Origin of the sequence: Pseudorhodobacter turbinis, from assembly GCF_005234135.1 — a bacterium.
GTDB lineage: Bacteria > Pseudomonadota > Alphaproteobacteria > Rhodobacterales > Rhodobacteraceae > Pseudorhodobacter > Pseudorhodobacter turbinis.
Genome location: NZ_CP039964.1, coordinates 133,573 through 158,246, shown reverse-complemented (window position 1 = coordinate 158,246; position 24,674 = coordinate 133,573). Strand labels below are relative to the sequence as shown.

Annotated in this window: 15 protein-coding genes and 1 pseudogene; 6 read left to right on the top strand and 10 right to left on the bottom strand. The window is 54.8% G+C overall.

Annotated features, from left to right (window positions below):
* Positions 1 to 89 precede the first annotated feature (89 nt).
* The 6 genes from EOK75_RS00615 to EOK75_RS00590 all read right to left on the bottom strand — a co-directional run bounded on the left by EOK75_RS00615 (position 90) and on the right by EOK75_RS00590 (position 9,075).
* The gene (locus EOK75_RS00615) at positions 90 to 1,583 is read right to left on the bottom strand and encodes a hypothetical protein (RefSeq protein WP_137192136.1); all 1,494 of its coding nucleotides are present in this window, start codon (positions 1,581 to 1,583) and stop codon (positions 90 to 92) included.
* Positions 1,580 to 3,319 carry a restriction endonuclease subunit S gene (locus EOK75_RS00610; RefSeq protein WP_137192135.1) on the bottom strand — a complete coding sequence of 580 codons (1,740 nt, stop codon included), beginning with the start codon at positions 3,317 to 3,319 and terminating at the stop codon, positions 1,580 to 1,582. The genes EOK75_RS00615 and EOK75_RS00610 overlap by 4 nt, the downstream gene beginning before the upstream one ends.
* The gene (locus tag EOK75_RS00605) at positions 3,316 to 4,764 is read right to left on the bottom strand and encodes a class I SAM-dependent DNA methyltransferase (protein WP_137192134.1); all 1,449 of its coding nucleotides are present in this window, start codon (positions 4,762 to 4,764) and stop codon (positions 3,316 to 3,318) included. Before EOK75_RS00605 ends, EOK75_RS00610 begins: the two co-directional genes overlap by 4 nt.
* Before the next feature lie 3 nt (positions 4,765 to 4,767).
* Entirely contained in the window at positions 4,768 to 7,221 is a 2,454-nt protein-coding gene (gene hsdR, locus EOK75_RS00600) for an EcoAI/FtnUII family type I restriction enzme subunit R (RefSeq protein ID WP_137192133.1), read from the bottom strand.
* 169 nt (positions 7,222 to 7,390) lie between these two features.
* On the bottom strand, positions 7,391 to 8,404 hold the full coding sequence (locus EOK75_RS00595) for a hypothetical protein (protein ID WP_137192132.1): 1,014 nt from the start codon (positions 8,402 to 8,404) through the stop codon (positions 7,391 to 7,393).
* Positions 8,404 to 9,075: a hypothetical protein gene (locus tag EOK75_RS00590; RefSeq protein ID WP_137192131.1), complete on the bottom strand. Its 672-nt coding sequence runs from the start codon at positions 9,073 to 9,075 to the stop codon at positions 8,404 to 8,406. The genes EOK75_RS00595 and EOK75_RS00590 overlap by 1 nt, the downstream gene beginning before the upstream one ends.
* Before the next feature lie 452 nt (positions 9,076 to 9,527).
* On the opposite strand from EOK75_RS00590, the gene EOK75_RS00585 reads away from it, so the two are divergent.
* From EOK75_RS00585 to EOK75_RS00560, 6 genes are all read left to right on the top strand, one after another.
* Positions 9,528 to 10,259: a uracil-DNA glycosylase family protein gene (locus tag EOK75_RS00585; RefSeq protein WP_137192130.1), complete on the top strand. Its 732-nt coding sequence runs from the start codon at positions 9,528 to 9,530 to the stop codon at positions 10,257 to 10,259.
* A 220-nt stretch (positions 10,260 to 10,479) separates the two neighbouring features.
* A complete protein-coding gene (locus EOK75_RS00580; RefSeq protein ID WP_137192129.1) occupies positions 10,480 to 11,115 on the top strand; it encodes a hypothetical protein in 636 nt (211 codons plus the stop codon).
* An 861-nt stretch (positions 11,116 to 11,976) separates the two neighbouring features.
* A complete protein-coding gene (locus EOK75_RS00575; RefSeq protein WP_137192128.1) occupies positions 11,977 to 12,654 on the top strand; it encodes a PDDEXK family nuclease in 678 nt (225 codons plus the stop codon).
* Positions 12,655 to 12,841: 187 nt separating this feature from the next.
* On the top strand, positions 12,842 to 14,989 hold the full coding sequence (locus EOK75_RS00570) for a DDE-type integrase/transposase/recombinase (protein ID WP_137192127.1): 2,148 nt from the start codon (positions 12,842 to 12,844) through the stop codon (positions 14,987 to 14,989).
* Positions 14,990 to 14,992: 3 nt separating this feature from the next.
* On the top strand, positions 14,993 to 15,964 hold the full coding sequence (locus EOK75_RS00565) for a TniB family NTP-binding protein (protein ID WP_137192126.1): 972 nt from the start codon (positions 14,993 to 14,995) through the stop codon (positions 15,962 to 15,964).
* Entirely contained in the window at positions 15,961 to 16,971 is a 1,011-nt protein-coding gene (locus EOK75_RS00560; RefSeq protein WP_137192125.1) for a TniQ family protein, read from the top strand. Before EOK75_RS00565 ends, EOK75_RS00560 begins: the two co-directional genes overlap by 4 nt.
* A 400-nt stretch (positions 16,972 to 17,371) precedes the next feature.
* Here the strand turns inward: EOK75_RS00560 and EOK75_RS00555 are convergent, their stop codons facing one another.
* From EOK75_RS00555 to EOK75_RS00540, 4 genes and pseudogenes are all read right to left on the bottom strand, one after another.
* Positions 17,372 to 18,745: a type I restriction enzyme subunit R domain-containing protein gene (locus EOK75_RS00555; protein WP_168199102.1), complete on the bottom strand. Its 1,374-nt coding sequence runs from the start codon at positions 18,743 to 18,745 to the stop codon at positions 17,372 to 17,374.
* An 83-nt stretch (positions 18,746 to 18,828) separates the two neighbouring features.
* Positions 18,829 to 19,406, bottom strand: a pseudogene (locus tag EOK75_RS00550) (DEAD/DEAH box helicase family protein).
* A gap of 284 nt (positions 19,407 to 19,690) precedes the next feature.
* A complete protein-coding gene (locus EOK75_RS20645) occupies positions 19,691 to 19,837 on the bottom strand; it encodes a hypothetical protein (protein ID WP_168199100.1) in 147 nt (48 codons plus the stop codon).
* Positions 19,838 to 19,868: 31 nt separating this feature from the next.
* Positions 19,869 to 24,473, bottom strand: coding sequence for a beta strand repeat-containing protein (locus tag EOK75_RS00540; RefSeq protein ID WP_137192121.1), 4,605 nt, complete (start codon positions 24,471 to 24,473; stop codon positions 19,869 to 19,871).
* Between the last annotated feature and the right edge of the window lie 201 nt (positions 24,474 to 24,674).

The following is a 24,674-nucleotide window of genomic DNA, read 5'->3' as shown; positions in this document are numbered from 1 at the left end:
ACGCTGCGAATTCGTCTGCGTCAATTAACGATCTTTTTACGACCGAGCTTCAGCATAGTTTGCAGAGCATAGCCGCTACATCAACGGCATCAGGCGCGCAAATCCACTTGATTTCTTACGAGCATGAGGAGATCGGAAAACGCTTCATTGTCACTGTCACCCTTCCAGAAATTGATGAACTGGCAGACGACCTGTAGATTTTTGTCCTCATAGTGGCCGTCACTGTCAATTCGATCCAGTGACGGCAACAGGTTTTTGTCAGCATTGCCGCCATGAAATTGCAATCGAATGCCGGTTAACGCGCAACGGTCGCCTTGCAGCTCCAGCAGTCGGGCGATAGTGGCCTCCAATTCATCGCGCGACATCCGCAATTCCTTGTTCTTCACCGTCCGTTCAACAACCTGACCGTTAGACCCTTTGACAGTGTTTTCTACTGAAAGGCGCATCGCTATGATCGATTTTTCGCGCGCGCCCAGCACGCGACCATCTGAAGCCTTCCCTCCAGAAACCGCCAGCTCCCCAGCGGCTTCCAGCTTCATAAGCGACGCCAAAATCCAAACAAGCGAATGCGCATCAACCAATCGGACGGAAGCCAGCTTTGCCTCACTGGCGATAAGCGGACGAAGCGCAGCTAGGATTGCAAGATAGGTCGAGTAATTGTCCCATGAACACTGTCGCAGGGTAGAGAAATCAATATCCATCGCACGGAATGCACGGTCAAATCCGGTGGGCTGGATCGGCATGTAGCGATCCATGTCCTTGAGGAAGAACAGATAGGCGATCAGCGTATACTTGCCACCCATATCCGCCAACCGGTCGAACGTCGCACCATCGTCCGCGTTGCCACGATAAAAGTCGAAAAGTATCCGCTCCATTTCTCGTGTTTGATTTGGTGTTTGCAGCGCTTCCAACAGTATCCGGTGCTCGCGGTTGGCATGGCCATACCGGTTTTGCCAGAACAAAAGGTTGTTTGTCAGGTTGGTGCGACTATCCTTCTGGATTTCTATCGCATCGATCACATGTCTGAGGATGCTGCCTGAACCGATATTCGCCTCGTCCCAGCTGTCCGGCGCCAATAACGCAAGGGCATGTTTACGCAGGAGCGGCTTATAGCTTTCCCAGCTCGCGGCGAGGCCATCCTCAAAGGTTTCAAACGGATGCCCCGAGCGGGCAGTGACCAGGCTTTGAAATCGCTCAAAGATTGCTTTGAAATCTGCGATACGCGGCACAGGCAGAGTATCTTCGATCTCAACCGCAGAGCCACCGCCATACCAGTCGATGAATCTCTGCAACGCTGCCGCAGTGTCAATTTCAACTCGAAGTGTATCCGGACGCGCCAATGGGCTCAGCGGGCCGTTAATATTGGAATTCCCGTTATTCGGCACAGCCAACAAGACCACCCCATCCATCTCGGGCGGCGTCGGCGGTTGAAACCAGATCCTCGTTTCGCTGGCCTGCCGATGCATCGCCAAAACTTTCCCGGTTCGGGTGCGGAAACCTATCACATAATCGGTCGGGGCTTTGGCCGGATCACCAAAACGGTTGGACAAAAGGCGCTCTGCCTCGACGGGTTTCAATGTCATGCGCTTTCCAGTTCGGTGGCGGGTTCCAGCGCCTCGTGCAGGAGGGCGTTGAGAAGTTTGCTGCGGGTGGTGGCGGTGGTGGTGATGCTTGCCTCCAGCTGATCGCACAGCGCCATCAGGGCATCGACCTTTGCCACGATGCGGTGTTGTTCGGCGAGGGGTGGGAGGGGAACGACGAACTGCGTCACATCGGTCAGCCGGAAACTGTTCTTGATGCCTCTTTGCGGGGCGTTGAATTGATCCTGAGCAAAAGGGGAGCGAAAAAGTTCAGGTAGATAACGTCCTTTCATGTCAGGCATCGGCCGAACCATCGCGGTGTGCTGGTTGATGTATGCCTCGCCAAAATCATCCGGTATCAGTCCAAGCATACCGACATCGCCCGTGATCGATATGAGGACATCGCCGCCCTCCAAGCTTGTGCGCGTACCTTCGCCGCCAGCTGGTGCATTCACTCGCTGTATATGATCGAGCCGAAGCTGATAATGGTTTTTGGACAGGTTTCCCATTCGGACAAAGATTGCACCCTCATTTGCGTAGTGCTTGGCCCAGTCTCGCGAGCCACTTGTTACGAATTGGCTGAGGTCTCCAAGCCGCGCCCACTTCCAGCCAGTGGGCAGAATAAATCTTATTTCATCTTCATCGATTGGCGGCAGCGGTTTCTGCTTTTTGAGTTCCCCACTCTTCAAAAGCCGCGCCTTCTCCTGCGCAATTCTTCCTAACAGCTCCTCCGCCGGTTCGTCCGCTGTATTCTGCGCCACCAGTTTTCCACGCACAGCGAGGTTCAGGATGGTTTGGCGGAGGGTTTTGATTTGGTCGGGGCGGGTGGTGAGGGTGGGGAGGGATTGCAGGGCAAAGCGGGCGTGGGATTGGAAGGCCTCCGCGTCGGTGTCTGGGGCGGTCAGACGAGCGAGGCTGGCGGTGGTCAGCCGGTCCCGCACCGCCTCGCGCCCCACGCGGGCCTGTTCCAACTGATCACACAGCGCCATGAGTTCATCGACCTTGGCCACAATCCGGTGCTGCTCGGCGAGGGGTGGGAGGGAGAATGGCGTCCCAACGATTTTCACCTTAGAAATATTTGGTTGCGCGCCCCCCTCGCTGGCTGCGTGAAATTTTGCGCGGTAGGCAAGCAGAAACAAGAATAGAAAACGGTTGGCCACGCCATCAAACGGGGTGCATCCGCAAACGGCCTGATTTGTAACTGCCGTTTCCGCAAGAATCGCAAGTTTTCCAATCGTCGCACCATACATTGCGATTAGAACGTCGCCGGGCTTGTTGACCCGGAACGAACCTTTTTTAACGGCGATTTCGGTAACTGTTTCCTCTGATCCCGCGAGGGCGGTGTTGTCGTTTAACTCGCCCGATTTCAACCATGTCATCGAGCCGCCGTAGAGTTCAGAATTGCCGCGCGACGGTGTTGAACCTGCACCCCAATCACCAATCGACCCAAGTCGCGTCCATGCCCAGTTTCTTGGCAAAACATACGGTTCTTCGTCGTGGGTAACGCTTTCTACTTCTGACTTTTTGATCTCTTTCGCTTTCACCAACCGCGCCTTCTCCTGCGCGATCCGCTCCAACAACTCCGCCGCAGGCTCGTCGCTAGCGTCCTGCTCCACCAGTTTGCCGCGCACGGCGAGGTCCTGCACGAAGCGGCGCAGGCGTGGGATGGCGTCGTCGGCATCGCTGATGCGGTCGTAAAGCGCTAGCAGGCGGGCAGAGGAAAACGTGGCGTCCTTCATCTCGCCAGCGCCTCGGTCAGGATCGCTTTCAACTGGTCGCGCAGGGCGGCTGTCTCGGCCTCTGCCGCAGTCAGATCGGCCAGCAGGGTTTCAGGATCGCCGTGATCCTCGACCACCGTATGGGGGTTCTTGACGTCAAGATTATAGCCGCGCCCCTTGATCTCGTCTGCCGTGACCTTCCACGCCTGCGGGCCCTCAACGCGCCCTTCGCGCGCGGCGCCACCCCACCATGCGGCACAATCATCCAGATGATCCAGCCGGATCGGCTTGGTCATCGAATAGGCTTTCTGCGTCTCGGGCACCTTGTGTTCCCAATACCAAATGTCCTTCGTGGGCGTGCCCTTCTCAAAGAACAGCAGGTTGGTGCCAATGGAGGCATAGGGTTTGAAGACCGAGTTCGGCAGCCGCACTATGGTGTGCAGGTTGCATTCTTCCATCAGGTGCTCCTTGAGGCGGGTCTTGATCCCCTCGCCAAAAAGCGAGCCGTCAGGCAGCACCACGGCGGCACGGCCACCGGGTTTGAGCAGGCGGATGATCAAGGCAAGGAACAGATCGGCGGTTTCCCGGGTGCGGAAGGTGGGGAAGTTGGATTCGATCCCGTCCTCTTCCTTGCCGCCAAAGGGTGGGTTGGTAAGGACAATGTCGACGCGTTCGTCGCGGGTCCAACTGACCAGCGGGCGGGCCAGCGTGTTGTCGTGGCGCACGAAGTCGGGTTCCTCAACCCCATTGAGCAGCATGTTGGTGACGCAGAGCATGTGGGGCAGCGGTTTCTTTTCCACGGCGCGCAGGGCGCCCTGCATCAGCACCTCATGCTCGGGGCGTTTGACGTAGTTGTCGCGCATGTGGCGCATGGCGCAGGTCAAAAAGCCGCCAGTGCCGCAAGCCGGGTCAAACAAGACCTCGCCGGGGTGAGGATCCATCTGTTGCACCATGAAGGACGTGACAGCACGCGGGGTATAGTATTCGCCCGCGTTGCCCGCATTTTGCAGGTCGTTCAGCAATTGCTCGTAAATGTCTCCGAAGTGCTGGCGCTCGGTCAGGTTGTTGAAGTCGACTTCGCTGATTTTGTTGATCACTTGGCGCATCAACTGACCGGATTTCATGTAGTTGTAAGTGTCCTCAAAAACATCGCGCACGACCTTTGCACGCGAACCCGCCAAAATAGGCAAAGCTTTGAGCTCTGGGAATAGTGTCTCATTCACGAAATTCAGAAGCGTATCGCCGGTGATCCCTTCAGGATCTGCCGCCCAGGTGCGCCACTGCAAATCAACAGGGATTGGCGATCTGTAGTTCTCTTTCGTCAGCTCAAGCTCTTTATCCTGATCGTCGATGATCTTTAGAAAGAACATCCAAACAAGCTGGCTAAGACGCTGAGCATCACCGTCGACCCCTGTGTCTTTCCACATGATCTGCTGAAGAGATTTCACAAGGCTTCGGACGGACATAAGTTATGCGCTTTCTTTGTAAATGGCAGCTTGCAGGTCGTGAACGGCCTGTTCGAACCCAGGTTTTCCGCCGAAAGCGCGGACGAGTTCAACGACACTTCCCATGCCACTGAATGGCGCGATCTTCAACACACCAAGATCGTCGAGGTCCATAACGCCCTCATCGGCATATTTTTCCAGCAAGGCCTCCAAAACAGCTTTCGCTTGAGGCCCATATTTGGTGAATACATCGCGTTTTTTTACGCTTTCAGCCCGCTCACGCCGGGTCAGTGGTTTTGCGTCGAAGGCTATGTGACAGATCAGGTCGAATGGATCCAGATCCTTGCCCAGCTCCGAAGCGATAACATCGAGCGGCAGACCTTCGGCCTCCAGCTCTTCGAACAGGGCCTGCTTTCGGCCTTCGCCATTCCAGCGTTTGAGAAAATCATCAAGGCTGGCAAACTGCCGCTTCAGGGCTTTGCGCGTGTAATCGCGTAAAGACTCTGTAACGAGCTTGCCATTTTCGTCGAGGTATTCAACGCGCTCTGCCACGATGACTGCGCCGACCCCATCGACATAGACCTTGCGGATCGGTCCGCCGCCCTGCTTGTCAGCAATCGGATCGACGTGATCGGTGAGAACCGTTTCATCATCGCTAGGCTTATCTGGCAGGGGCGCGCCTTCATCATCGGTCTGGGGAACATCATCCGGTGGTGTGATCGGATCGTCTGGGCCAGGCTGGTAGATTTGAACAGGTTCACCATCGAATTCCGGATCAGCAAAATGGCTTGTTGACCCCCGAAAATCCATGACAGTGAAAAACAGCTTCTGGGTATCCTCATGAACGCGCGTGCCGCGACCGACGATTTGCTTGAACTCGGTCATTGACCCGACCTCTCGGTCTAAAACGATCAGGCGACAGGTTTGCGCATCCACCCCAGTCGAGAGAAGCCTCGAAGTGGTAACGATTACCGGATAGGCTGCTTCGGGGTCGATAAAGTTACCAAGTTGATCGAGGCCTTCTTTGTCATTCCCTGTGATACGCATGACGTAACGATGGTTTTGCGCCACCAGATCGGCATTTTCATTGATCAGCGCCTGCCGCATCCGCGCCGCGTGCTCCTGATCAACACAGAATACAATCGTCTTGGCCATCCGATCGCCGCTCTGCTTCAGAAACTCCGAAACCTTATGGGCAACCAGTTTGGTTCGATCGTCCAGAACCAGAGTCCGATCGAAATCCTTGGCGTTGTAGATCCGATCCTCAACTTCTTCGCCCGCACGGTCAAGTTGCCCTTGCACAGGTCGATAGCCTTGAACGTCGCGGTCGATGTGAACTTTGATCACCTTATAGGGTGCCAAGAACCCGTCCCGTATGCCTTGTTTCAACGAATAGCTGTAAACGGGTGCCCCGAAGTAGTCGATGTTGGAGGCATACTCAGTCTCTTTAGGCGTTGCGGTCAGACCGATCTGGGTTGCCGAGCCGAAATGGTCCAGGATTTCCCGCCAAGCAGAATCATCAGCAGCACTGCCCCGGTGACACTCGTCGATTACGATCAGATCAAAGAAATCAGGTGAAAACTCCTTATAGAGCTTCTGACTTTCGTTAGGGCCGGTGATGGCCTGATAAAGGCCAAGATAAATCTCATAGGAAGTGTCAATCCGGCGGTGTTTATCCAAAGCCAATGTTACATCAGTCGAGGTTCCGTCTGCACGTTCAATTGTCTTCGCCTGCGTTGAAAGCTTGGCCATACTTCCCGCAAATGGCCGGAAATCATTCACCATCGTCTGATCAATAAGAACATTCCGGTCGGCAAGAAATAGGATACGCTTCTTTTGCCCAGCTTTCCAAAGCCGCCAAATGATTTGAAATGCCGTATAGGTTTTACCCGTGCCCGTCGCCATGACCAAAAGAACGCGGTCCTGCCCTTTGGCAATGGCTTCAATTGTCGAATTGACGGCGTTGACTTGGTAATACCGTGGGGTTTTGCCACTACCGTCATCGAAATAGTCCTGAAGTGCGATCTCTGATCCTTCATCCGAAAGACCTTTCCACGCCCGATACCGCGCCCAGAGTTCGTCCGGCGACGGAAACTGGTCTAACGTCAGAGTGACCTCTGGCGGCGTCGACATACCGGTCCGATCGTGAAACACGAAACCATCGCCATTAGACGCAAACACGAAGGGGATATCCAGCGTTTCAGCGTAGTCTAGCCCCTGCTGAAGCCCTGCCCCGACCGCCTGACTGTTGTCTTTGGCCTCGATGAGAGCGATCGGTATGTTAGGCTTTACAGAAAGAATGTAGTCCGCACGCTTGCCTTTGCCGCGACTGACCAATTTACCGCGGACAATTATGCGGCCTTTGGTAAAACTAACTTCTTCACGTATCTGGGTAATTTCGTCCCAGCCTTTGAGGCGGAGTGCAGGAGTTATGAATTTTGTGCAAATATCGCGCTCACTGAGCGATCGTTTTTCCATGAAATCTTACCCGTAATAAACACTTCCATCCCCTTAAAAGCAGACGGTTGAATATTCTTTGTTGTCGAAGAATAGACGGCTTTCAACGTAAGGGGCAACGCTTATCAATCACAGCGGGCCGATTTGAGGCAGACCGCTTTCCAAATAGAGAAAGCAATTTATGGTAAGGTTAGGTGCGTGGCACGAGGCAAACTAGGGGCACGTTGGTTTCAGATCCGATCCGGCGGACATAATCGATCCCCGTCATCCCCTCTTCGCGCAACGTGCTGGCGATGCTAATTTGCCCAGCTATAGCAAGAACACCGCCTTTGATGCCATCGGTCAAGGCCCGCGCTTGGCCAAGGGCAGTTTGACGAAGACTACGGGCGGTTTCCGGATCTGGCTCACCGCGGCTGACTAGGCGGCTAAGAATATCGGGGCTGAGCACCTGGAGGAGAGCTATCTGCCGCTCCAGTTCGAATTGCCCCATGCGCTGCGCAACCTCAAGCTCATCGGCCGCAAACAGCGCTTGAATAGACGACTCCTGACAAAGTCGGATGGCGGCAGCTAGTGTCCAAAGCCGATCAAGTTGCTCAATTGGAAGCGATGTCCGCCGACTCAGCTCAGCTTCACGCAGGAAGTAATGCTCGATTTTTCGGGTCGAACGCGCAAGAGACAACTGCAGCTGCTCGGCCACGCGCTGCGGATCACGGCGGTGAGATAGAGTTTCAACATTTTGAACATCACCAGAAATTTCGGCAAACACTGACTTAAGGTCATCCTCACGGCGATCTGTCGTCACCTGATCTACGGCTGCGGAAATCGCCTCTAAACGAGCTTCAATGGCCTTCAACCGCGCGAGGGTTGCTGCGAAGCCGGCTATAGAGACACCAAGTCCGAGGCCAGACAATGCCAGTGTGCCGTATTGCAAATTCTGCATCAGGATCATGCCGTTTTGCAATTCGGCGACACCGCGCCTAATGCCTTCGTTCTGCGCCACCGAAAGTATTCCAAGCGGTGAAAAACCAGACGACCCCACTGCTCCTAGTGCCTGTCCCAGCATTGGAGCAAGGCCGGAGGCTTGCTGCACATGGCCAAGGATCAATCCCGAGGCATTGTCCTTTATCATAGCCCCCACCAGCGAAGCTTGCTGAGACCCGATCATTGTCTGCAGATGCAACGGGATTTCATAAAGTAGTGGCATCAGGCGATGTCCTCCAGCCGTGTTTGGCCCGCCTTTAGGACAGCCGCTTGTAAATCATTGAGGAGGCAGCGCGCATCAGGTGCGAGGCCATGTCCAAAGATCGCAGATAGCGCGAGGCCTTGAACTCGCCCGGCGAGATGAGCGCGCATCTTGTCCTTGGCCTGATCAAATGCCTTGACCCCAGCGAACGACACCCCAGCAAGAACCGTCCCACCTACCAGTAAAATGGGAAGACTGATTGTCGGTGTGGAAAAAACGAATAAGGACGTCGTGGTTATCGTGGCGTATGAAACAAGAGCGGGGAGCCCGAGGACTGAAGCTGCGAGCATCCCGACCCCAGCCAGCGCAGGTAGGGCAGCGCCAAGGTGGGCACCGATGCCGCTATCAAGATGGAGTGTCGAGATCAGGTCAGACAAGCTCGCCTCGGCCCGTCTAACAGCAATTTGACTTTGCTCCGCTGCCCATGGCGCAATGAGGCTCTCGGCCAACGGACGTGGGTTGATATGTGCCCTTCCAACCTCAAAAGAGGTCATCGCGCTTATGCGTGCAACTGATTCCGCAGCCAACGCGGGATATGCCGTTTCCAATTGATTTGTAATGGCCTCTAACTGACCATCTCGCCATTCCAGCAAGCCAAGCTGCGTTTCAATACTGGCCAAGTCAAATTGCATGGCAATCACCTCCGAATTTCCTCGAAATTGCCTTCACAACTTGAGCTATGCAAGGCGGAACAGTGGCTAAACCTGTTCATAAGATAGAAATATAGGACGCAAGTGGAGATTAATTTCCATTATGATGACCCAGCAGCACATCGCGCAGACCACACTAAGCCATTCCCGTGAAGTTTTCGGGAGAAATTTTCTCAACAACTAAAATGGCTGTTGCATCATTTTGTAGAAAATCGGCTCAGGAAGTTCACCAGCAGAAACTTACACACCTATTCGAAAAAGCCCTTGGTGTTCTGCCTCGCGTTGCCGTCAGATATGCGAAGCTGACCTGCTCTGATTACAACAGTATTTGCATCAAATACGGGTCCGTTTGACCGCAAAGTTCTTTCTGCACTATGGTCAGAAAATTACGCGGTTAGAATATCATTTACTAGCTATAAGGCATTACCATTAACATGACATCATCCGACAAGTTGAAGAAATTTGACGCAGACATTCTGTTCAATCCGCCATCATGGTCAAGCTTAGTGGAAACTCAGAGCGATCTCTTCGCCCCTGATGTCCTCGTGCAAATCTCTGACCGGCTTCGAGATGAGTTTTACAATGGTCACGCACCCGGCCGCATGATGCCAGAAATTCCCCGCGTTGCATGGCAGACAGACTTACTTGAGCCATACGCCAACAAGACCATCGGTTACGATCTACCGTGCCTGCTGTCTGCCGACCGCCCCACGCGGGGACGGATCATGCTTTGTGCTCAAGACCCTAAACGCGATGGAAACGAAGCCAAGTTGACCGTGGGGACTTTCTTCGGGATCGACAGCGACTATCACCGCACACGGCGACACTGGGGTATGATGTGGCAACTCATCCGCCGATGTGTCCTTGCTGGGTATGATGTCTGGGTAACAGACGCGATAAAGTTGTATGCTGGCCGTAACGTCATACGCCTTGATCAAGATCTTCGCACTCTGTGTTTTTCCGTGATCCGCCGGGAAGTGGAAGCTTTCCAACCGGACAAGGTGCTGGCGATCGGAAACGATGCCCATGATGCGTTACAAAATGCAGGGATAAAAGTTCCAGTCGTCCGCGTCGTTCATCCAACAGCGCGCGGCCTCAGGGGACCGTTTAGCGATCGCTTAGAGTTTTATTGGCAGGAACTGGGTGGTGCGAACCTGACCGCCTAATCATTGCCGTCTTACTCTCAAGGCAATGACGTGATGCTTACTCATGCTTCAGGTTGATGCTGGCATCAAGCAGAGTAGATAGCGTTCTCTGAGAGGCTGAAACTAACCTAAGCCAGGTGCCACGCGCCCCATTCGAAATTTTTTCGGAATTCATTTGACTCGTTTTCGAGTCTCTGTCATTTATACCATACGAAAAAAATTCGAATGGGAGGGGGTCGCAATGACAACGGCAGGCGAAATGGTGATGAAGACGGCACAGGTTTTCGGCGTGAACCCTGTCACGCTCGAAAGCATTGACCGAGCTTTGTTGAATGCTGGCCTGAGGAACAAAGGCGGCCGTGGTCGTTCTGCCGCGCAAATGGTCGGTTTGGATATTTGCAACCTTGCGCTGGCTGCTGTGCATGGCGTCGGAATGAAAGAGGCTCCGGCTCTAGTTGCGAAGGTTTCTGGGTTGCCACGCCATCTGTCCAGGTTACGAAGACAGCCTGCTTCGGATTCCATCCTGGATCGGCTTGCTGAAGGGACAGACTGGGCGTTTCCGCAATGGCATGACGATTTTTCCCAGCTCCCACTGGGGCAAGAGTTGATGAGAGCCGCAACGCTTGGCTCTGCGATGGGAGTTCTCGTTGATGGGTTGGCGGCAGGTGCTTTAAATAATGAAGATCACCACAAAATAACGGTGAAAATTACAAATAACGATCCCTTTGCAAGACTACACTATGAGGCAAATCGTATGGAGCTGGAAGTGAGATACGGGTTGCCGGATGCCAATCTACCAGCCCCTGCTTTTCAGATGGCGTTGACCTTGACAACGGATCTATTTGAGCAACTGGCAGACATTATTCGAGGGACTTAACAACCGTCCAAAACGGAAGCGATCCATAGTGGGACTGAATCGTGGGCCAGCGAACGGGGCGCGCAGAAGAAACGTTTTATGAACGTCGAATCAGGTTTGAAAGAACAGAGCCAAAGACTTCGTATTTGAACCCGATCGGCTGATCTCTCGAAGACGGATAAAACTTTTTTGAACAGCAGCCTTCGGAATTTGTGGACCGGTTCTTTTTTACAATCATGGTTGCGGCAAACGTGACCAGCGCCGACCGACAACGTCTTGTAGCTAGGTCACCCTTGCCAACAAAATCGAGGATTGCGATTAAAGAAAACGGTGAGACAAATGCGGTGCGCAAGAAGAAAGCGACCAAAAAGAAATGAAATCAACACGTTGATTTTATTGCATAAAAGACTCGATGCGAGGATCTGACGTTGATAAAAGGTTCCCGTCGCCGCCCCTAAAAAGCGAAAAATCTGTTCACGCCAAATAACAACGAGAGGACTGAAATGAAGTAGACATCAATCGCCGAAAACAAAAACACTGGAATGCGTCAACATCCCAGTGCGATTGTTGAGACACAGATCTGTGCCCCCTACGTGATATAGGATCCTTAGCAGTTTCAGCAGCGAAATGCAAGGACACAGGCTGTTCTCACCACCATCGAGTGCCCTTAACGCCGACTAGATTTCGTTCCAACGCTCCCCACCCTCGCCCAGTCGCGCAGGGGATCGACCGAGCATTTTTGATCGCCAAGGGACCTTTCCGGACCAAGGACCGCAGGACGCTGCATCATATGCAGAACCCGATCGACCCGCTGGATCGAACAAGAGAAATGCCTCGCCCATTTTCCGGGCGGTGTCCAATGTGCATCTGTGAGAAACATCAATGACCCATCCTCAGGAAAACTATGGCCAACGGCCCGTTCAGCCAAGCCATTCCAAGCGCAACCTTTCCGGTGCTTCGAGAAACCATCTTACCGGCCTCTTCGTGTTCGGTGACGGTGATGGTCGCGTCGTCGGCTCCGAAAGCCACCTCGAGTTCAACTTCGCCCTGTGCTTGGCCGCACACCCAGATACGGCCGACTTGCATGAGCAGGTGCCGTTCGAGTGGCGTGATTTGGAAGGCAAAGCGCATAAGCATTACTTCGACTTCGTGGTAAGCTGCGTTGGCGGAAAACGCGTCGCATATACCGTCAAGCCAGTAGTCGGTTTGAAAGGGACGTTCGCCGAAACCATGCCACATATCGCGCAGCAAGCGCGTGAATCAGGGCATTTCAGCGATGTTCGCCTTTTGACGGATGCAGATCTAGATCAGGTTTCGCTGTTCAACGCAAAGCTGCTGCACGCGTGCCGTGCTGCGCAACCTGAACATGATTTGGCTGCTTTACGTGTTGTGCAGAACATGACCGGCGTCACTACGCTTGGCGCGCTTGTTGCGGAGACAGGCCTTCAAGGCAACGGCTTCCGGGCAATGGTGCGCCTGCTTCGTAGCGGACACCTTAAGCTCCGGGATCATGAGCATATTTCCTATGAGGCTGCGATCTACAAGGCAAAGCAGCCTTAAACCGGAGCACGCGAAACCTGTCCAGCACCCAGGTTTCTGAGGTCACCCGACCAATACCAACATCAATGAGCGGCAGCCTCTCGGCTGCGGCCTGGCCTTCGACAACCATTTCTAGGCCCGCCCTGCCCTCACCGCCCTCAATCGAACGCATTTCACCTGCGCCAAAATCAAACTGGAGAAACAAACCATGGAACTGAATTTCAACAATATAAGCGTTGCCACTGCACGCTACGCATTTAGCACATCTGACCAAGTTGTCATCGAAGGCACAGCATGGCGTCCCCACAGCTTCAACGAATTAGGGTGGGTGATGGAGCTTTCAGATGGCAGCGGCATGTGCAGGGAGTTTTCCCACGAACAGCTTCGCCGCCTTGGCTCGATGGGCCGTGTGCGCCACGACCGAGGCTTTTATAACCCGGCGCAGGCTGGACGCCGCCTCACAACCACCTCGACCTTGGTTTCAAGCTTGAGCAAAAAGCGCCGTGCCCAGCACTCTAAACGCAGCGCATGGGTGGCTGCCGCAAACGAAATGCGCCGTGAAGGCAAGTTGAATGCAACAGACGATGCCCTCAAAGCAAATGAAGCAGAGCTTTTGCAGCGCGCAACAAAGTTCGCGCAGAACTTAAACCCTATGGGTTACGACAATCCTGGTCTGTCATGGGATTTCGCTGCCGCACCTTCGCCTCGCACCCTTCGCCGCTGGATGCGGGAAGCAGCCCTTCTGGGTGAAGCCGGCCTTATCGACAACATGTGCATGCGGGGCAATCGGAACCGCCGGATGGCCCCAGAGGCCACAGGTATTATGATGCAGGAAGTGCTTAAATATCAGGCACAGGAACGACCGACAAAACGCGTTATCTTCGATAACGTGGAAATCGCCTTCGGGAAAGCAAACCAAGAACGCGCCGAAGCCGGGTTACCACCGTTGGATACGCCAAGTCGCGAGACGGTGCGCCGCGCCATCAATGCGCTGGATCCATTCACAGTGATGGTGGCGCGAGAAGGCCTTGAGGCTGCGCGTAAGAAATTCATGCCGGCAGGCATGGGTCTGAACCTCACCCGCCTGGGGCAGCGCATCGAGATCGACGAACACACCATCGACCTTTTGAGCTTGATGCATTCCAGTGCTCTTTGGAATCTGATGACCGAGGAAGAGCGGCTTGCCGTCGGGCTGGATAACACCAAGGCTCGCTGGGTTCTAACCGTCGCAATCTGCACGACGTCACGCTGCATCCTTGGAATGGTCATCTCTCGGGGCGCAAAAGCTACCGCGGCGGTTCAGTGTCTGCAAATGATCATTTCGGACAAGGGCCAATGGTCCGATGGCGTGCGCGCACGTGGCCCGTGGGACATGCATCTTACCCCTGAACTCATTGTGACGGACAACGGCACGGCTTTCAAATCAGAAGCATTCCGCATGGCCTGTGCTGACCTCGGGATATCCGTTGAAAGCACAGTAGCGGGCATGCCGCAACAGCGTGGCCGCAATGAGCGCTTTTTTGCGACGCTGACTAACGCGGTGCCACCCGTTTCACCAGGACGCACGTTCTCCGACATCCTTACCAAAGGCGATGCCGATCCCAGAGCCCGTGCTGTTTTGACATTTGACGATCTAGCTTTCGCCCTGGTGCGGTGGATCGTCGATGGTTACCACAACACGCCCCATCGCGGTCTTGACGGCGAAACACCTGCACAATGCTGGCGTCGCCTCTCTGCGCAATATGGTGTGACACCTCCGCCAGACCTTCGCCGCTGGCGGTTGGTATTCGGTGAACCCCTCGTTCGCAAGGTAACAAAAGAAGGACTGACGGTTCTCGGGGTGCGCTACCACTCGGAACGGCTGGCACTCTGGATGAACCGCAACGGCGAGGCCCATATCGACGTGCGTTGGCATCCCCGCGACATTGGAGCCGTCGAGGTGCGCCTTGGAACCGAGTGGTTCGAAATCCCTGCACTGGACCCTATGATGGAGGGCAAGGCCGCAAAAACTTGGATGACTGCAACGAACAACCTTCGAGCAGCGCACCCTAAACGCAAGAGTTTCGACCGCGAAGTTGTTCTCGCGGCGATGGAAGCCATCCAAGACCGCAATGCCACAGCAATGGCGGCAGCTGGATTGTTGGTCGACGAATGGAGCGAGACGCGGATCAAGAAAATCGAAACGACCATGTTTCAGGGCTCATTCTGCAACGCTCCTGCACAACCTGCTCCGGTGGATGGTGGCTTCGGTCAGTCGATCCCCGGCCCTGAAGACACTGCAAACCCCCTTTCAACTTCAACTGCAAAACAAGTCCAAATCCAAAAGCGCCAAAGCGGCGTAAGCTTCGAGGAATAAGCCATGACTGACTACACAAAAATCGAACTGACCCTGAACCGTTTGCGCGGATTGCATGTGAAAAACATGCGCGACGATGCGTTCGCTATGCATCTTGACCGCCTTCTCAAGAGGTCGCCGGAAGGCGACCTCATCCCGGAAGCGTTGCGGTTCACCAACACCCATGAAACGCGCGGCATTATGGTAATTGACGCACCCGGCGGCGGTAAATCGACCATGGTGAAACGCGGCCTGACCCGACATCCTGCCTTCGCGCATAATTCCGAGGGTAAACGTCCCTTTATCGGCGCCACCGTTCCAAGCCCTGCCACTCTCAAGAGCATGGCAGGACACCTGCTTGAACTGACCGGCTATCCCACAACCAGTTCGCGTCGCGAGGTCTGGTCCAAATGGGAAATCCTCAAGGAACGGCTCATCCTGCTTGAAACCACGGCGCTTTGGATCGACGAGGCACAAGACCTTTTTTGCGCTGACAAAAACCAGATCTTGCGCGCCATCAAATCACTCATGCAGGGTGACAGCGCGGTGATCGTCATTCTGTCAGGGACCGAGCAGCTGGCGGACTTCGTCCGGTCGGATCCGCAGGTTCAACGTCGGTTTTCGACACTTTACTTGCCTCCGGTAGACCCCGATGCAGACCGCTATGATATCATGGCGATTGTCGAAGCGCATTGCGAGATCGCTGGCCTCAGCGCCCCTATCGAGGCTGATCTGGTTGATCGCCTGGTCCACGCTGCAAGGCGGCGCTTCGGTCGCTGCATCGAATACAACATCCTGGCCATCGAGCAGGCTTTGCTGGAAGGTGCCGATCACTTGCATATGCATCACTTCGCCGCCGCCTGGGCTCTCCAAGAAGGCGATCAGATCGATCGCAACGTCTTTCTCGCAACGGATTGGTGGCAAATCGACCCTGATCGCAAAAAGGATGCGGCAATGGTTGAAGGCCGCTCGCGCCGTCGGAGGGCGAAAGTATGAAGGGCGGCCTCTTTCCTCGTCTGGCGTTCTCGCCAGACGAAAGCCACCTGTCCTGGGCCGGCCGGCTTGCGGCGTTTCATACAAAGGGTGGTGTTGAGGCATTCTTGCGTGACATGCACATCCCGACTTTTGCGTTTTTTGGTGGTCATGCTGAATTCGTTCAGCGGCTTTGCTATCTGGCGGATCAGGATCCAGAACCCTTGCTGCGAAATACAATTCTCCGCTCAAGTTCATACCGGTTTTCGCTGAACGACGAGGTGTTCAGCAGTGACTTTCTGATGGGCCAGATGACTAAATTCTGCCCGAAATGCCTGCTTGAAGATGACGGAAATGGCGAGCGATCAGATGCACAGCGGCGCGATCGCCTGCTATGGCGGTTTCGATCGGTTTTCGTCTGCCCGATCCATCAGATATACTTAATGTCAGATGGCCAACCGGGCGACTGGAAATCCGATTTGTCAGTCCGGGTTCCGCTTTCTACCAGCAATCTGGAATTACTCTCGAATAATTCAGAAACGGTCCAGCCCTCACCCCTTGAGTCCTATCTCATCGGTCGCATGTCCGGTGCGCGTGGCCCCGATTGGTTGGATGGCCAGACACTGGAACAAGCGATCCGTTCAACTGAGATGCTCGGAGCAGTCATGGAGTTCGGCTATCGTGTGAACACGGACGAAATGACCATTGCGCAAGCTCAACATGCGGGTAGTGCCGGATGGGAATGGACAAGTCGTGGCGAAGAAGGCTTGCGGGCGGCGTTTCAGATACTTCAAGCTGCAACTCCCAGAGAAATGACAGCGCGCGATCGACATCCCGGACATGCATTCGGCGAACTCTATCATTGGTTGGCACCAGAGACCGATCATAATGATCGTGGGCCAACCAGGGATGTGCTTCGCCAACACATAATTGAAACAGAGCCAATCACAACCAACCTAAAAATTCTTGGCGTTAAAGTGAACCGCAATGGCATAAAGCCTCAGAAACAAATACCGACCAGACAGACATGACTGCTCATTGCACGAGTTTCATTCCCCCTCTACCAGCTGCCAAAAATTCAGAATGCCGCCTTCGGGCGGTATTTTTTTGGACTTACGATGGACAACAACCATGTGTTTAGTGGACAAGTTAGCCGCCACGACGAGCAATCATGTAAAATTTAGTATTATATTACAGTTACTTGCATCATATCTTTTATCAGGAGTGGCCATTATTTCGTGGGTCCGACAAGTTGCCGACCCACGAATAAATATCCATTAAAGGGGGTTTTTGTCCATTAAACCACATGGTTATTGGCCACCGCGAACAAAAATAATATTTTCTACAATAATATCAACCCCTTACAAAATATACTGATTTAACGGATTGCCATCAGGCCCACCGCAGCGGGACCGCAGCGCGCAGTTGACGTTAACGCCGCCATTCGCCTACCAATTTTGCACGGTGAAGGCGAAACCGGGGATTAACCGGACTTTCTTCGATGATTAGTTTTCTGACGTTGTTTTCAATCGCATCAGCGACATTCTCGCGTTTGCGTTTTGATGCCGAAGGTAGATCGTCTTCTGCAGCGGCCCCTTTACTTTCAACCAGGTCAATCAGACTAATGTCGTCGAGGTGGGATATGATTTCTGAGTCCTCAGCCCGGATGTAATTGTCGATCAGATGCCGCATAGCAGGTTCGAAAAGCTTCATGTCCACAGCGTCGCCGCTGTGCAGTCTTACCGCATCCCTGATCCCGATAGCACGCTCCACCTCGCGCCGACATTCACCCAACTCAAGATCTTTAAAACCGGTTCCTTCGGGTTCTGCGGCTACGTTGGCGTATGCTCGGGCATAGCGTCCGGAAATCCTGTAGAGTGCCTGACGGCGCCGCGATTTCTCTTCTGCATCCGGATCGTTGTCGATGCCCTGTGGACTGGAAAAATATGTGAAAATCTCTGCATCCGACTTTGGTTGTTCTACGCCATCCACAAGGCCCAACCAAGCGTCGCGGGCAACACGTAGATCCTGATCGGCACGATCAGTGATCAAGCCTTCAACGTCCTCTTTGTCGAAGGCATCGAATGCCTCGGAGGTGTAATCTTCAACGGCACTTTCGATATTCCGAAACAGGTCTTTATAGTCGACGATATAGCCGAAATCCTTGTCGTCCCCGTCAAGGCGGTTGACGCGGCAGATCGCCTGAAACAGGCCATGGTCGCGCATTTGTTTGTCGATGTAGATGTAGGTGGCCGTGGGTGCGTCGAAGCCTGTCAGGAGGCGGCTGACGACAATCAACAACTTCATCCGACCCGGTTCTTTCTTGAAAAGGCGCAGTGCCTCCTCCTCGTAGTCTTCTTCGGAAGTCTCGCCGCGAAGGTCGGTGTAGACCCGATGGACATATTGCTTCTCTGTTTCGCCCATGCCGGACTCTTCGCCGGTGATTTCAGGGGCCGCGCGTTTGTAAGATGCCACGATCGCGCATTTCTCTGCCAAGACCGAACCGGATTTCCTGAAAGTCTCGAAAAACTTGCAAGCCTCGGGGATTGAACCTGCCACCAACATAGCGTTGCCCATGCCTGATTGCAGGCGCGGCTTCATCTCCATATCCATAATGATGTCGTTGGCGATTTGCTCCAGCCGGTCACGGCTTGGCAGCACCCGTTGCAAAGTGCCCCAGCGTTGCGTCAAGATCGCCTTGGCGTTCGGGGTCAACCCTTTGGTCTTCACCTCGAACCATGCATCGATTTTGCCTGGTGCGCTGATCCTCTGGTCAATGTCTCGTGCCTCATAGCGCAGGTCCAATACCACGCCATCTTCAACAGCCTCGTCGAATCGATAGGGCTTACCGATATAGGGCCAAATGGCTCCAGCGACGTGCCCTTGTCTCACTTCAACAGCGGTGTGCCAGTGAAACCGACGAACATCGCCTCTGGCAGCACTTTGCGCATTGCATTCGCGAGCTTACCAGACTGGGTGCGGTGCGCTTCATCGATGAAGACAAAGGATTCGCCGACAGGTGCGCCGATATTGGCGTTCTGGATGTCAGAGATCAGCCCTTCCATTTCGCCCTCTTCGCGCTTGCCCAATTTGTGGACGAGGGAGCAGATAACGCGATCAGTCGGATCGGCCAGCGCGGCCATCAGGTCGTTGCCGCTACGGGCGCGGCACACTTTGTCGCCGGTGTTGCCGAACACGTCTTCAATCTGGCTGTCCAGCTCTTTGCGGTCGGTGACGATCAGGATGCGGCCATCCGGATACGCCTCCCGGATCCAGCGCACCAGCATCACCATGATCAGGCTTTTCCGGACCCTTGCGTCTGCCAGATGATACCGCCTTGCTTTTCCCGCACACGGCCTTGCGCCGCCTTCACCGCGAAATATTGGTTGGGCCGCGTGATCTTCTTGATGCCTGCGTCAAACAGGGTGAAGTCGTGGGTGATCTCAAGGAACCGCGCAGGCGTCATCATCTGCGTGACATCACGGTTCAGCGGACCGGTGATCTCGCTCTCTTCCTTCCAAGCCAGCCAATAGGGCTGTGGTGTCAGGATCGGGGCGTAGCGCAGCCCTTCGCTGTCATTTCCAGCGAAGGTACCCTCGCGACCCGCAAAGGCGTACCTTCCTATAAAGTTCCACGCCAAAAATACCCCCGCCCTCCCTGTCACTAGAAAGGACCAAAGTGGCAAAGTTCTACTTTGCCCGCAGCAGGACTATCCCACCACTTCCGTGGCAAACTTTTGTACTGCCGTTCTCAGTTGTACTGGGCAGCGGTTAAAATAGGCGCCTTCAAAGCATCAGCGGCGTTGGCATCTCCGCTCACCACATCAAAGCTGGTATCCACAAACGTCAAAACCTGCAGTTTCTTACCGGTGGTCGGCTGGTTTTGGCCGAAATCCATCGGCCAGACCTTGTGCGGACCAGCGGGCTACCTAAAAGAAAATCCCGATCCTCGCGACTATGCCGCTTTTGCGCTGATTGTTGTCCTTAAACTGCATGTAAGCACCTAGGCTCGCACTTAGGTCGGTGCCGCCTGCCAGCGCACTCCGATTGCTTATCTCCACCGAAACCTCACCAAAGTTGCCAAACTCGGCGGCTGTCAGGCGCTGCGTTGCACCACCAGAATCCGTAAATGTGGCGTCCCTTCCGCCCGAGAAATCAGCGAAGTAGTTGAAATTAGATGCTATTGCTGTCTTAGATTTGTTCCCTGAACGCTTGAGTGTATTTTCATACCGCCCTCCGACAGAACCTATGAGTGTAGTATGCGCATCGAACTCCAGGCTTTCCCCGCCTGTAAAGGTCAAATTGGCTTTGTCCGTGCGCGTCAGCATCAGGCCGAGATTGGGCGTAAAGCTGCCGCGACCGGCAGGCATTTCCAGGGTATAGCCGATGCGTCCTTCTACATTTGTCGAAGACAGGTCCATTTTTGTATTTGTCAGTCCCAGCCCCGCCCCCGGAAGAATTGCCGTCTCGTTAAACGTTAGATCAGTATTGTCCAAGCGTACTTGTAGCCCGGCAACAACTGCTCCGTTGCTCAGATTCAATGCGAGGCCGCCAAAGGATTGGTCGTAATCAATGTTGGTTCGGCTAAGCACCGCTGCGCTGCCGCCAGCCAACAGGCCGGATACGTCGGATTGGGAAACACCGTTGATCCTGCCACCAAAAATGCTCAGCGCGATGTCGGACCCATTCAGAAAGTCGGTGTTCTGGCAGGCATATATCCAGCGTCCTTCGACACCATCAAAGGAGGTATCAATATGTGTTCCTTGGCCGGCGTCCGAAGCACTGCCACTCATGCCACGGATTGATCCGCTTTGACGACAGGCAGCGGCAGAATTTGGGTTGAACATGTCCCTGCCAAAGCGCATCTGCGCCGCAGGAATGGCAGCGGCCGTTATTGCAGAAGTGCTTGAAATCAAATAGTTGACGCCGCCGCTAACCGTCGCAACAATCCGAATATCAGTGTCCTCTGTGGCGAGTGAATAGAGTACCGCACCACCTGTTGGCAGGCCTGTCGACGTGAAATCATAGGTCAAGTCGGTGCCGTCGAATACTGTTATCGGCGCGCCAATATAAGGTGCGCCTGAACCCGGTCCAATATCGGTGAAAGTAAAGGCCAAGGGTCCTGTTGTGGACCCTGTAACCGTGATGAGATCGGCAGTGCCGCCCGTCGGGTTACCAGCATCTGCAGCCCTCAGGTTAGTGTTCATCTGGATCGCGCCACCCGCAAAGTCACCGTTCACGGTAAGACTGTCAGCCGCTGAGCTGTTGTTCATGTCAACCTTGCCATTTGCGCCAGACAAGGCGCCAATAGTCTCGGCCCCGGCCACCACAAGCGTGCCGCTGTTTGCGACCCTTGTCGCCGCGCTCAAGCCACCTTGCGCCGTGAAGGTGCTGCCTGAGCCGAGGGTAAGAAGCGTCGATGCAATCGCGCCATTTCCACTTAGGATAAGATGGCCGCCTGACAGGGTGGTGTCCCCTGTATAGGTATTGGCCTCAGTGAATGTGGTCATCGAAGTGCCGGAAATTACCAGCCCCCCGTTCCCGGAAATCACGCCGCTGACGGTGGACGTCCCGCTATTCAGTGTCAGCACTGAATTGTTATCCAGTGCAATCGTACCCGTGCCATTGATGGATGCGATGCTCTCATCTCCACCTGCGTTCAGGACCAGCGCACCGGAGTTGGCGATCACAGTGTTGGCCGCCAGGCCAGCACCATCAGTCACCAGTGTACCGCCCGCGTTCACCGTAACCTCGTTTGAAGCGATTGAGCCTGTCAGGTTCAGGGTTCCTGCTGTTACGGTTGTTGCGCCCGCATAGGTATTTGCCGCCGAAAGCGTCAGCGTCCCGGTCCCGATTTTCTCAAGCGGACGGGCCGTCGCATCGAATTGCGAAATAACACCGGCCTGTTCTGCGGTATCGGTGCCCAGAACCTCCAGCCGTGTGTCGTTGCTGTTCAGCTCGATCAGCGTGGCCATATTCTGACCATCGGCATAAGAGATGTCCGAGCCGAGGGTCGTGATCTTTTGACCGCCCACAAAACTTGCGCCACCTTCAACCCGCAGGCGCGCATCCCCCGTGCCGCCCCCGACAGTTACAGAGGCCACGCCCGCATTGTCGCCCGACAAAAGCAGCGTGCCGCCCTGCACAGTCAAATTGCCGGCGGTATTGGCCCCGGAAAGCGTTTGCGTGCCGGTGCCAACCTTGATCAGGCTGCCTGTCCCGCTCACGATGCCATAGAGGGTGGTATCGGTGTTCAACCCGCCGGTTGTAAGGGCCTGCGCGCCCAAATTGACCGTGCCGCTTCCTGCAAGGCTGGCGATTTCTTCGTCCCCGGTCAGAACCAGCGCGCCATCATTGGCCAGAACCGTGCCCGCGGCCAATCCACCCTGGGTCGTCAGCGTGCGGCCGCCGTTGATCGTCACATCGGTCGAAACGAGTGACCCCGCGCCAGAGAGCGTCAGGTCGCCCCCGCTCAAAACGGTTGTGCCCGTGTAGGTGTTTGCGCCCGTCAGGCCCGTTGCGCCACCGGTCACATTCACATTGATAAGCCCGCCAGCGCCCGAAATATCGCCGGCAAAGTTGTTGGTCCCTTGTGTCCGCAATATCGCGTCGGCGCCACTGTTGGAAATGGTGCCACTGCCGGTAAGGTCCTCAAATCTGGTGTCAAATCCGCCCATGTCTATGAAAGCACCGCTGGCCACACTTATTCCAGCCAGGACCGGGGCCAAATCCGAGGCAATTATGGAGCTGCCAAATCGCAACGTGCCTGCGGCAACCTCAATCTTGGATGTCCCGCTTATGGCACCACTTGTCGCGCCAAGGACGTAAGTACCGGTTTTTCCGGTCTCCCCAATGGTTAGGATCGTGCCGGGCTCAGTGGCAAAAAAGGCTGCTGCTGTAAGGGTTTTGTTTGCGTCCACCGCGATTGTGCTGTCTGCGATCAGATTGATATGTGTTTTATCAAGGCTCATCGTTTCGGACGCCAATAGCGTGCCACCGTTGAGGATAACCGCACCCGACGCCGCACCCAATGCATTGCCGTTATCGATCGAGACGGTGCCCGCAGAGATCGTCGTATTGCCGGTGTAGGTATTCGTTCCGGTCAACGTCAATGTGCCACTGCCGGATTTGGAAAAGGCGCCGCTGCCGGAAATCGTGCCCGCAATCGTCTGATCCGTCGCATCGCCAACCGTCAGGCCTGCATTCAGGACAACGGTGGAGGCCGCATCCGTCGACGATAGCGAGCCGATGGTTTCATTGTTCGCAATCGTCAACGTTCCGCCATTCACAACCAACGCGCCCGAATTGGCAATCGCACTCCCACCCGAAAGCGTCAAGCTGCCGGCCATCAGCGTTGTTGTGCCGGTGTAGGTATTGGCGCCCGTCAGCCCGAATGTGCCGCCGCTCTTGTCAATGGTCAGCCCGCCCGCGCCTGAGATAATGCCGTCAAAGGTTTCTGTTGAACCATCCGCCAAAGTTAGCGTCGCACCCGATGACAGAATGATCCCGCCGGCACCCGACACCGATCCAATCGTGTCGTCGCCGTCAAGACGATAAGACCCGCGCGCCGCGACCGTTACGGCAGCCGTATCCGCCAATGCATCGCCATTCGTCCGAAGCGTGGCGATTCCGGCACTCCCCAAGCTGTCTTGGACATTGATGCTGGTAGACGCCAAACTTCCTGTCACATGCAGCGTTTTGTTGTGCCCCGCTGCCCATGTTGTGCCCGCGTAGGTGTTCGCTCCCGAAAGGGTGGTGTTACCAAAACTGTCCAAATTACCATCGCCAGAAATCACCCCGGAATAGGTGCCACCGCCGCCGTTATAACCAGTAGAAAGCGTTTGACCGGCGGAAATTGTGGTTGACCCGCCCCCCGTAAAGCCATCGATTTGTTCAGAGGTCGCCACATCCAGCGTTGCGCCGCTATCCACTGTCACGGTTCCGCCCGTGTTCGCGATGGCGTGTCCCCCACTGAGGCGCAAAGTTCCCTCTGTCACATTGGTGTTGCCTTGATAACCGTTTCCAAAGCCGGATAAAACCAAAGTGCCACTGCCGGACTTGGTCAAAGAGGCAGCTGAGCCTCCAACTTCGTCAATTGTGGACGCAATCGTCGCCGTGTTGCCCGCCGTGACGCTGATCTCTGATGACGTGCCGTCAATGACCAGCGTCCCCCCCGAGACAATGTACCCATCAGAACCGAAACTGAGATTCTTAATGTTTTGCGAGGTCACAATTGCCACCGCACTGCCGTTGCCGCCAAAAATCGCATCAGGGACGGGGGTGATGTCATTATATGGGGTGTTGCTTGCACCACCATCGGTTGTCCAATTGGTTGTGCCTTCCCATGTGCCCGCGCCACCTTGAACCCCGGCTGCCGCGTCGGGGTCCCATGCTTGCTGCGCGTGTGCAGTATGGCTGGCAAGGCTTATCCCCGCGACCAAAGCCGTTGTCGCCAGAAGGCAGGCTTTGGGGGATCGTTTTGGCTCCATTAAGGCGAAGGTGTCGGATGTCGTCGGTTCGAGTATGGTATTCATTTGCGCCCCTGTAAATCCGGGCACACCAGTCAGCACCCAAAGATTTCATATAGTTCCACCCATTCTATTCCGTATTGAAAGAATAGGGTTACAAAAATCAATAATGTGTATTGGTTGTATTTTACTTAACTCAACTCAAGAGAATCTTAGGCCCAGGATCGCCCTTGAACTATCTTGAGAGTCACTGTTTTCTGAAGACGA

Coding starts and splice junctions, on each gene's coding strand:
- EOK75_RS00570 (WP_137192127.1), top strand. CDS start 12,842: ATGGAACTGAATTTCAACAATATAAGCGTTGCCACTGCACGCTACGCA.
- EOK75_RS00585 (WP_137192130.1), top strand. CDS start 9,528: ATGACATCATCCGACAAGTTGAAGAAATTTGACGCAGACATTCTGTTC.
- EOK75_RS00595 (WP_137192132.1), bottom strand. CDS start 8,404: ATGCCACTACTTTATGAAATCCCGTTGCATCTGCAGACAATGATCGGG.
- EOK75_RS00540 (WP_137192121.1), bottom strand. CDS start 24,473: ATGAATACCATACTCGAACCGACGACATCCGACACCTTCGCCTTAATG.
- EOK75_RS00580 (WP_137192129.1), top strand. CDS start 10,480: ATGACAACGGCAGGCGAAATGGTGATGAAGACGGCACAGGTTTTCGGC.
- EOK75_RS00615 (WP_137192136.1), bottom strand. CDS start 1,583: ATGACATTGAAACCCGTCGAGGCAGAGCGCCTTTTGTCCAACCGTTTT.
- EOK75_RS20645 (WP_168199100.1), bottom strand. CDS start 19,837: ATGGATTTCGGCCAAAACCAGCCGACCACCGGTAAGAAACTGCAGGTT.
- EOK75_RS00560 (WP_137192125.1), top strand. CDS start 15,961: ATGAAGGGCGGCCTCTTTCCTCGTCTGGCGTTCTCGCCAGACGAAAGC.
- EOK75_RS00565 (WP_137192126.1), top strand. CDS start 14,993: ATGACTGACTACACAAAAATCGAACTGACCCTGAACCGTTTGCGCGGA.
- EOK75_RS00610 (WP_137192135.1), bottom strand. CDS start 3,319: ATGAAGGACGCCACGTTTTCCTCTGCCCGCCTGCTAGCGCTTTACGAC.
- EOK75_RS00590 (WP_137192131.1), bottom strand. CDS start 9,075: ATGCAATTTGACTTGGCCAGTATTGAAACGCAGCTTGGCTTGCTGGAA.
- hsdR (WP_137192133.1), bottom strand. CDS start 7,221: ATGGAAAAACGATCGCTCAGTGAGCGCGATATTTGCACAAAATTCATA.
- EOK75_RS00575 (WP_137192128.1), top strand. CDS start 11,977: ATGACCCATCCTCAGGAAAACTATGGCCAACGGCCCGTTCAGCCAAGC.
- EOK75_RS00605 (WP_137192134.1), bottom strand. CDS start 4,764: ATGTCCGTCCGAAGCCTTGTGAAATCTCTTCAGCAGATCATGTGGAAA.